General features: G+C 37.4%; 9 protein-coding genes. All 9 read right to left on the reverse strand.

Features of this window, described 5'->3' with window-relative positions:
• Positions 1–7: 7 nt before the first annotated feature.
• Positions 8–3523, reverse strand: coding sequence for a DNA polymerase III subunit alpha (locus BLV53_RS14250; RefSeq protein WP_090302046.1), 3516 nt, complete (start codon positions 3521–3523; stop codon positions 8–10).
• A gap of 120 nt (positions 3524–3643) precedes the next feature.
• Positions 3644–4132: a metallophosphoesterase family protein gene (locus tag BLV53_RS14255; RefSeq protein WP_090302048.1), complete on the reverse strand. Its 489-nt coding sequence runs from the start codon at positions 4130–4132 to the stop codon at positions 3644–3646.
• Between the two features lie 121 nt (positions 4133–4253).
• Positions 4254–5195, reverse strand: coding sequence for an Rpn family recombination-promoting nuclease/putative transposase (locus tag BLV53_RS14260; RefSeq protein ID WP_090302052.1), 942 nt, complete (start codon positions 5193–5195; stop codon positions 4254–4256).
• Between the two features lie 186 nt (positions 5196–5381).
• A complete protein-coding gene (locus BLV53_RS14265) occupies positions 5382–6143 on the reverse strand; it encodes a metallophosphoesterase (RefSeq protein ID WP_139298975.1) in 762 nt (253 codons plus the stop codon).
• A gap of 5 nt (positions 6144–6148) precedes the next feature.
• A complete protein-coding gene (locus BLV53_RS14270; RefSeq protein ID WP_090302054.1) occupies positions 6149–7294 on the reverse strand; it encodes a hypothetical protein in 1146 nt (381 codons plus the stop codon).
• A gap of 60 nt (positions 7295–7354) precedes the next feature.
• The gene (locus BLV53_RS14275; RefSeq protein WP_090302056.1) at positions 7355–7615 is read right to left on the reverse strand and encodes a hypothetical protein; all 261 of its coding nucleotides are present in this window, start codon (positions 7613–7615) and stop codon (positions 7355–7357) included.
• A gap of 30 nt (positions 7616–7645) precedes the next feature.
• Positions 7646–8212, reverse strand: coding sequence for an adaptor protein MecA (locus BLV53_RS14280; protein WP_090302058.1), 567 nt, complete (start codon positions 8210–8212; stop codon positions 7646–7648).
• A gap of 153 nt (positions 8213–8365) precedes the next feature.
• The gene (locus tag BLV53_RS14285) at positions 8366–8965 is read right to left on the reverse strand and encodes a hypothetical protein (protein ID WP_090302060.1); all 600 of its coding nucleotides are present in this window, start codon (positions 8963–8965) and stop codon (positions 8366–8368) included.
• Positions 8966–9133: 168 nt separating this feature from the next.
• Positions 9134–9315, reverse strand: a 182-nt coding sequence (locus tag BLV53_RS17240; RefSeq protein WP_207646217.1) for a hypothetical protein, incomplete at its 5' end; no start/stop codon positions are given.

Raw genomic sequence — 9315 nt, forward strand, 5'->3', positions numbered from 1 at the left:
TAAAATTTTATCGTTTTCTTGTTGCAAACTCCATTTTTTTGTCCAAAACCTTTACATTTTCATTACCAAACTTGGAATATAACTGCTCAAGATTATCTTTTGAAGCGCTAATAGTAAAGTTAGGCCCCATTCTTTTCACAGCCTTTCCTTCTTTGAGGAATATGACAATGCCATCATTACCATCCATATCATGTAATGTATCTAAAAGTTGCTTTTCCTTGGCTTCGTATTCTGCCTTGTTGGTAAACTGTATCCATACTTCACGACCACAATCATCAAAAGCTTTAACGTCATCGCACATAATGATTGCTTCTCGCTCTCCATCATTTTGAACACGGCCTTTAACAAAGACCTTGTTACCCTCTACAAGCAATGGACGAACTCGTTCGTAGGTTTTGGCAAAGGCAAGTATCTTTACCGACCCCGTTAAATCCTCTAGGGTTATGTTGCCATAGGCGTTTCCCTTTGCAGAATATTTAAGTACTGCTTCTGCAATGATTCCACCTACCACAACCTCCTGGCCATCTTTCACAGTGGCAGACTTTTCTTCTGACATATCATCAAATGCTGCTTCGTCTGAATCCTCGGAGGCAACGGTAAACTCAATAGCGTGGGCAGTAACATTCTTTTTAAGTAATGTAATAAATTCATCAAGAGGATGACCGCTTACATATATGCCCATAAGCTCTTTTTCAAATCCAAGTAACATCTCCCTTGGGAATTCTTCTACCTTTGGAAGACTGATCTTTAGTGCTTCCTTTTGCTCATCATCAAAAAAATCCAATAAAGACATTTGGCCTTCGATTGAGTTCTTTTTTGATTTGTTTATTGAGTCCATGATTTCTTCATAGACCATACATTTCTGGCGACGATTGCCATCTAAAGAATCAAGGGCACCTGCCTTAATCAGATTTTCTACTGTACGTTTATTGGCATCGTATTTGAGCACTCTTTCAATGAAGTCCTCCAAATCCTTGTAGAGCCCATTTATTCTTCTATCCTCGATAATGCCGGCGATGGTGTTGCTACCCACAGATTTGATAGCAGACAGACCGTATCGGATTTTGCCATTGTCCACAGCAAAATCTGCTTCTCCATAATTAACATCTGGTGGTAGTAGCTCTATTCCTGATTCGCGGCAGGTGGCGATATATTCTGCGATTTTCGTACTGCTGTTAAGAACGGATGTCATGAGGGCAGCCATAAATTCAAGCGGATAATACTTTTTCAAATATGCAGTCTGTACAGCTACATACGAATAGGCTGCTGCATGAGACTTGTTAAATCCATACAAAGCAAATGGCATCAATTGATCAAATAACCATTCTGCATCCTGGTTGGAAATACCATTTTTCTCGTAGCACCCCTGCACAAAAGCAGGTCTTTCCGCTGCCAGCTTATCCACCTTTTTCTTACTCATCATTCGTCTGACATTGTCGGCGCGCCCCATGGTGTAGCCAGCGCAGGTAGTCATGATTTGCATAACCTGTTCCTGATAAACAGGGAAACCATAGGTATCATCAAGCACTTCTTTAAGAAGTGGGAATTTCTGAATGAATGGAGACTCTTTACCTGTGTTCTTGGACTCGATAATCTGTGGTATAAAGTCCATTGGACCTGGACGATATACGGCATTGGCCAAAATCAAATCTCCGATTTGAGTTGGATTAAGCTGCTTAAGCAGATTTTTCATGCCGCCTGACTCAAACTGGAATACTCCATCTGTTTTACCTGCTGCGAAAAGCTCCATAGCCCCTTTGTCGTTGTAGTCTATTTTGTGAAGGTCGATTTTAATGCCGTGGTTTTTCTCAACCTGCTTTAGTGTGTCATTGATAACAGTAAGGTTTCGAAGGCCAAGGAAATCCATTTTTAGAAGACCAATGGCCTCAATTACTTCTTTTTCGTATTGGGTGATAATGACATCGCCTTTGCCCAAGGCAAGCGGCATGTATTCATCGGTAGGTTTGCCTGAGATAACAACACCTGCTGCATGTACACCTGTGTTACGAGGAAGTCCCTCTAATGATTTACAGATGTCTAAAAGCTTTTTAATCTCGTCATCTGACTCATACATAGCCTTCAGCTCGCCGCTGTGCTCTAAGGCTGTCTCAATTGTGACCTTTTTACCATTTGGCAAAACATCTGGTATAAGCTTTTTGATGCTATTAGTATATGGAATAGGAAGTCCCATTACACGACCCACATCTTGCACAACGCTCTTTGGCTTAAGTGTACCAAATGTAACAATCTGGGTTACGCAATCGTCACCGTATTTGCGACGGACGTATTCAATAACCTCCTCGCGGCCTTCAGGGTCGAAGTCGGTATCTATATCGGGCATGGATACACGCTCCGGATTAAGGAAACGCTCAAATACCAGATTGTATTTCATTGGGTCTATATCTGTGATGCCTGTAGTGTAACTGATGAGTGAGCCTGCGGCAGAGCCTCTACCTGGACCAACAGGGATATTATGAGTGCGGGCATAGTTGATGAAATCCCATACGATAAGGAAATATTCCACATAGCCCATTTCCCTGATGGTGTTAAGCTCGTAGTTCAGTCGGTCCTCATAAAGGTGAGCATCAGCCCCGTAGCGTTCCTTCAAACCATCAAAGCAAAGCTTGTTCAGGTAAGTCCAGGTATCGTAGCCTTCTGGAACATCAAATGGTGGAAGACCTGCCACATGATATTTGATTTCCACATTACATCTGTCAGCTATTTCCTGTGTGCGATACACTGCTTCCTTGGCATAAGGGAATAGCTCTAGCATTTCTTCTTCGGATTTTACGTAGAATTCCTCTGTGGCAAAGCGCATTCTATCTACATCATCTAGTTTTGCGCCAGTCTGGATGCAAAGCAAAACGTCATGACTATATGCATCTTCTTTATCGGTGTAATGGCAGTCGTTTGTGGCTACAAGAGGAATACCTGTTTCTTTTGAGAGACGCATCAGCCCCTGATTAACATTTTTCTGTTCTTCGATGCCATGGTCCTGCATCTCAAGGAAGTAATTTTCAGCGCCAAATAAATCACGGTATTTGCATGCTACAGATTTGGCCTCGTCATACTGACCTCTGTCTAAGGCTCTGGCAACCTCTCCAGCAAGGCAGGCAGAAAGACATATCAGTCCCTCGTGATATTTCTCTAATGTGGCAAAATCAACACGAGGTTTATAATAGAAGCCATCCACATATCCTATAGAAACAATTTTCATAAGGTTGTGGTAGCCCAAGTCATTTTCTGCAAGCAAAATAAGGTGATAGTATCTATCCTCACCCTTTACCTGCTCTCTATCAAAACGTGAACCTGGTGCCACATAAACCTCGCAACCGATTACAGGCTTTAAGCCCTGAGCCATGCATTCGTCATAAAATTTAGTGACGCCGTACATATTGCCATGGTCTGTGATGGCAGCAGCGGTCATGCCCATGTCTAAGCATTTTTTAACGTAGGATTTTATTTTATTGGAACCATCCAGAAGTGAATATTCTGTATGGGTGTGAAGATGTACAAAACTCATAACATTCTCTCTTTCAAATAAATCACTACCACTATTTTATAGTGGAGGTGGGCAAATCACAATGTTTTTCGGTAGAAATAGGGGACGGTTAGTAAAAATCTAGTAGTTTTTACTATCGTCTTATGAATTAAACGCACTATTCTCCGCAGATGGGCGATAATCTATTCGTGTAATCTGCTCATAGAGGACATGGCTTCTAGCTCCACCCATAGTGAAGCATTTGTAACCATCTATATCAAAAACATATCCTCTCTTTAAAAGTAAAACTGATGGCCTAATTTCTTTCACAACTCCACCATGCCATTCCTTGTCAGGGTATGTGCGAAGTCTGTCATAATTCTCATGATTGCCAGTAACAAAAAGAGTCGTGAAATTTTTCTTCTCCAACTCATCAAGAAGCATCTTTTCACTAATTGGCTCTTTCGACCAATCGAAATCTTTGCCTAATATTTCCTTATAATTTTTCTTATGATAATTTGAATCCCAGACACCACCAAAATCTCCAAGGATAATTACATAATCATCCTTTGTAAGCTCCCTTTGTTCTGGGAATATATCTTTATCAAACCGTGCAAAATCACGATGAGTATCACCTGTGAGATATATCATTTTAACTATCCTCCATACTATTAATGGTATAAAAAAGGATAATCAAACCCAAATAAATTTGATTATCCGCCAAGATTATCTAGTATATGCTATAAATCAGACAATAATGATACCTACATTGTCACATCAATGCTTTATATCTATTTCTATCTTCATCATTTATTCCTAGCAAATTACATGCTTCATCAAAATCCTTGTTCATATTATCCATGAGATTTTTAATTGCGTTAGTTAGAGCCAAATCACCTTCTGCTCTTCCCTCTGCTATTCCTTCATTCTTTATTTCCAATACAGCTTTACACATATTATAGTCACCTTCCTTTTGTTTCTTAGGTAATTTAATACTTGCGAAATCACTCATCAACTCTGCTGTTTCTCGACTAATATGTTGAAATCTATTATCAGATGATACAAGTTCTTTCATACCCGCACCGTCATTCCTCATGTTTAACAGGGCAAATAATAATCTAAGTTCTGTTTTAAAGTTTGGAATAGTTTTTAAATCAATTATAGATAATAAATTGATATTGTAATCATTAATATATTTATCTAGCTTAAAATCATATTCCTGCAACATTTCTTTCAGTGAAGTAGGGGCATCCCATTTTTCTTTTCCCCAATATAAAGTAGCTGTAATAACAGGATAAAGTTTGTCTTCTAGCGATATCCCTGATAAGTATTCATTTGATTTGCAAACGCTTTTATCCTTATTTCTGTTGGCTATTTCTTGTACCTGATCGTGGTATGTTAATGCGTCATATAACATAATCCTAACCGGCATTGCATAGTGAACATCTGACTGGTTCTCTATTCCCAGCATGACATAATACATATTTTTATCACGCATTATTATTGCTTTTTTAATTATGTCACGATATTTTTGTGCTGTTCGACTTTTACCACATTGTGGAACTGGAATATCTAAAATGGAAGAAGAATCAATTTCTTTCAATTCTCTCCAATCGATTTGTTCCTTTCCATCAAAAATAAGGCCGTTAAAGAAATCCGCAAATATCTCCGGATTCTTCATGTAATTTTTGGTTAAATCATCCTTGCGACCCACTTCGTATTTCTCCTTTAGTATATCATGAAATTTCAAAGAAAAATACAGATTATAACACTTATTGAGGTCTTTTACTGTCTTTCTTGATGTGCCTATTTTAGCATATTATCATGCTTTAATCAATACGTATGTTCTATTTACGTTCGCTATTTGTTCGTCATTTTCAACAATATATCTGCTTTGCATTTACTCCAAAGTCCTCTCATAATACCTAAGAAACATAAGCTCCTCCAGAGTAAGTTCTTCCAAAGGGGAAGGTACATTATCCCTCTCATGAGCTTCCTCATCACTTAATACAAAAGCCTTCCAGGCCTCTTTATCCAACACATCAAAACCCACCTTTTGATTTATATTTCTTAGCATTTCAGCCTTTTTATTTTCATCCTGAAGAAAAAACTCCTTTTCCTTCTCAGCATCTTCTTTGAAAATATTATTATTAATGATTAGTTCATCCATTGAAGCCGGTGTATATCTATTAATACATGCTGCTGCATTTACTGCGTGCTCCCTGGTCTTCATGAATTCAAAGGAATCTGTCTTGTTTCCATGTATATGACCATAAATATGCCAAGAGCCATGGCGCGACTTGTACCACTCAGCCATAGGATAATGACATAAAACTATCTGCTTGTCTCCATCAGAAACATGAGTTAATTTATCAATTGACTCAAAATATTTCATAGCCTCTGGACTCTCAAGAATGACTCCATCATGATTTCCTTTTATCAAATGCTTATGCCCTGCCAACTGCTTCAGGTACCATTCAGGAGAGTTGGCACTTTTATAGCAAAAATCTCCAACAATATAAACATCATCTTCCGGATTTACTCGATGATTCCACAATTTAATGATGGTCTTGTCCATTTCTTCCACATCAGCAAACGGTCTTTTGTCAAACATAATTAAATTCTTATGTCCAAAGTGGATATCGCTTATATATAAATTCATTCCTGTTACTCCTCTACTCTTGCCGGATACAAATCTCCATTTGGAAGGACCAGAATTTCTTTCTCTGCATTTTCTCTGATTACTTCTTTTCTGTCTCCAGGCTCAAGCTTAATAACTCCACAATGTGTCTTCGCATAAATCACAACATCACCTATGTTTTCAATATATAATGGGCAACCATCTGTTTCTTCACTATAAAATTCAATATTTTGAAAATGTGGAAAGTATCTAATATCTATCCTGTGATCTAAATCTTCTTCATATGACTGGATTAAATAACTATCCTGAAACATTCCTATATTAGGAGCAGCAATGCCTTCAATGGTCGTGCCATCCTCTGAATCTAAAGGGACATAATGAAGAGAATGAAAATAAAATTCACAGAAATTTACCAACACTAGAAGTACCTTTCCTGATTCTATAGATGGATAATTTCTTTTCCCTTTATATTGTTCCTTTATTTTTTCATACTCAGGTATTATGTCTGGAAATTCATCCTGCTTATCAAATCTGCAATACTCTAGTGGACAATAATAGACACTATTTTTTGTTGTCACTACAAGTTCACCAGCTTCAATATGAACTGCCTGAACTGAAGAAGTATTTATGTCCATTGAATCGGTAAACTTGTCACTACCAGAGACAATTCCATGGGCTCTTTTGTATGTTTTTCCTTTACCCTCATACTCTCCTATATACCAGAAATGAAGTTGCATCTTTCTAACTCTGTGTAAGGCGAGATTAGAAATATAGGTTTCCATTATTTTCAGACCAACTTCTTCATATGTTTCCCTTTTCAAGATATTCCTTTGAATACCCATCTCAATTTTTCTTCCCTCATATTCAAAGAAAAGTTTGGTAACAAAAAAATAATCTATTACCTTCCCCTTGATATTGTATTTCTCAGAGTATATGTCTTTTTCGATTTTATACCCCAGTTTTCTCAACTCTTCTTCAGTGTATGGTGCATCAGCATCATCCATTATTAATTCTGATATTGTAGATTTCTCCTGCTGCATTTTTATACCTCCATTCATGTTTTCTGATGCTTCCTGAATATCCTTCGTCTTCATTGTGCCACCGTTCTTAGCAATGACTCGAATTACTTTCTTATCCCCCTCTGAAAGTTCAGACCATATTTTTTCATACACAAATTCTTCCATACTGAGACAAAAAAATACTACAGTGTCACAGATGAAGGAACACGTTTATTACTCAATACACCTTCTCAAATCTAACCTTATCTCCATCAACAGTTCCCACAAAAAAAATGCTAAAGTTGGCTCCGGCGGAAACAATTCTCCCCAGACTTCTTCATCGGCAAACTTAGGAAGATAATCTTCTCTCAGAGTGGCATGGGATTCTGAGCTATCAAAAGATATGCCCATTAGGGCATCTTCAATCATTTGATGATGAACTTTTGCCATATTAGCTTCGTGCCAAAACCAAAGACCTAAAATAATATTTGGCATTTTCGTTCCCCTTTCATATATCAATCGTTTCTATATACCCGCAAGCATAAACAAATCATCACAAATCAGTTCGCCGTGCTCAGCTAAATGCTCTGGCGCGAAATTAACAAATTCCTGCACATGGATGTCGTTATAATCGCAGAGATGAATCAAGGTCGCCTTTACATTTTTAAATTGTTCTTTATCACTAGGCAATGTAAAGCCGATAGCATAATCTTTGTTTACCTGATTCTTGTAAACTGTTAGATTTTGATTTTCAAAGATATTTGAAACCGGCTTCATTTCCTTGGCGGTTGTTATTACAGCATCCAACGTATCGCAAATAATGTACGATTTGTTCATGGTTGTATCCCACATGATTGATATCAGCACATTGTTATCATCCAACTGACTTGATTGCAATTTTGTCACTTCAGCATCAGCTGGTATAAGATCCTGCTTTTTCAACTGCCCCATGGACACATCAACCAAATCAATTAGTGTTTTATCAACTGTTTCCTGGTCCACAACTTCTTCATCAAAAAGTTTTGTTTTGATTTCATATGCTCTTCTGCCTGTTCTTTTGATAGCCATTTCCCTAGGTTTTATATTTTTCATCTTAAATACCTCGCTTTCTAATACTGCATGAAAACTAATATTTGTAACTCAAAGCATGTACATATTATACAAGGCATAAAAAAAGACTTCGTAGAATTTACGAAGCCCACCAAAATCTAACAGTATATCTTTTTACACCTCTTTACACCTTACTTAATCCATCAGCTCATCAAGTGTCTCCCAACCATTAGCCAATAAATCACGATTTTCTTCGATATACTGGAACTCGTGAATGTGGTCTGATAATTCCTTGTTAGACGCGCTGTCATATGTATACAAACCATACAACATCTTAACAGTGTCTACACTGAATGGTATGGTTCCGTCCTTATATGAATAATTCATACTAGATAAATCTGCTGCCGTAAAAGGTACATCCTTACCAGCCTTCGCCAAATATTTAATGTATTCAATAAAATATTCAACAAAGGAACCAAATGAAACACCTGCGTGTGAATCTGTAACATCTTGCATTTCTTTAGGTAAATCAGAAACTTTAGTTACACATAAACCACCGTTGGCGATGTTCTTAATTTCATCAAATGATGTGATATCAAAGTAATCAGGTCTTTCATCAGCAGCAACTAATTCATCATAATCACATGCTTCTGCAAGTCTTGTAATAGTTTCATCCATGTGATTCAAGTGCCATGATGTCAATGTTTGGCAAAGTTTATTCATCAATAATTCATTTGTACCCCAGCCGCATGTCTCATTATGAATTTCCCAAAGAAGCTTTTTCTTATCTTCCAAAGTTTTTTTGTTTCTTACTATTATTTTTTCATTGTAAGCGGTAAATATAAAGCCCTTTAGTTGACGCTTACATATATCCTGGTAGACTAACAGATTAAAATAATAGCCTTAATCTCCTTTTTATAGGGATAGGGGCTTGCCCTTTTTCTCAAGAATGTAGGGGGCTGGTTACTTATTTCTCGTATCTATGTCATCAAGATTGTATGTAATAATAGGCTTGTTATTATAAACAAAAGCTATTTTAGTAGTATTAGGATGTAGGAATGCAGTAAAATTATCTTCTTCTAGATTCTTCATGGATAAATCTCTATAACTCATTAGTGTTATGTTCAATGTCTCACCATCGTGTG

Origin of the sequence: Pseudobutyrivibrio sp. ACV-2 (genome assembly GCF_900107545.1) — a bacterium.
In the GTDB taxonomy this organism is placed as follows: Bacteria; Bacillota; Clostridia; order Lachnospirales; family Lachnospiraceae; genus Pseudobutyrivibrio.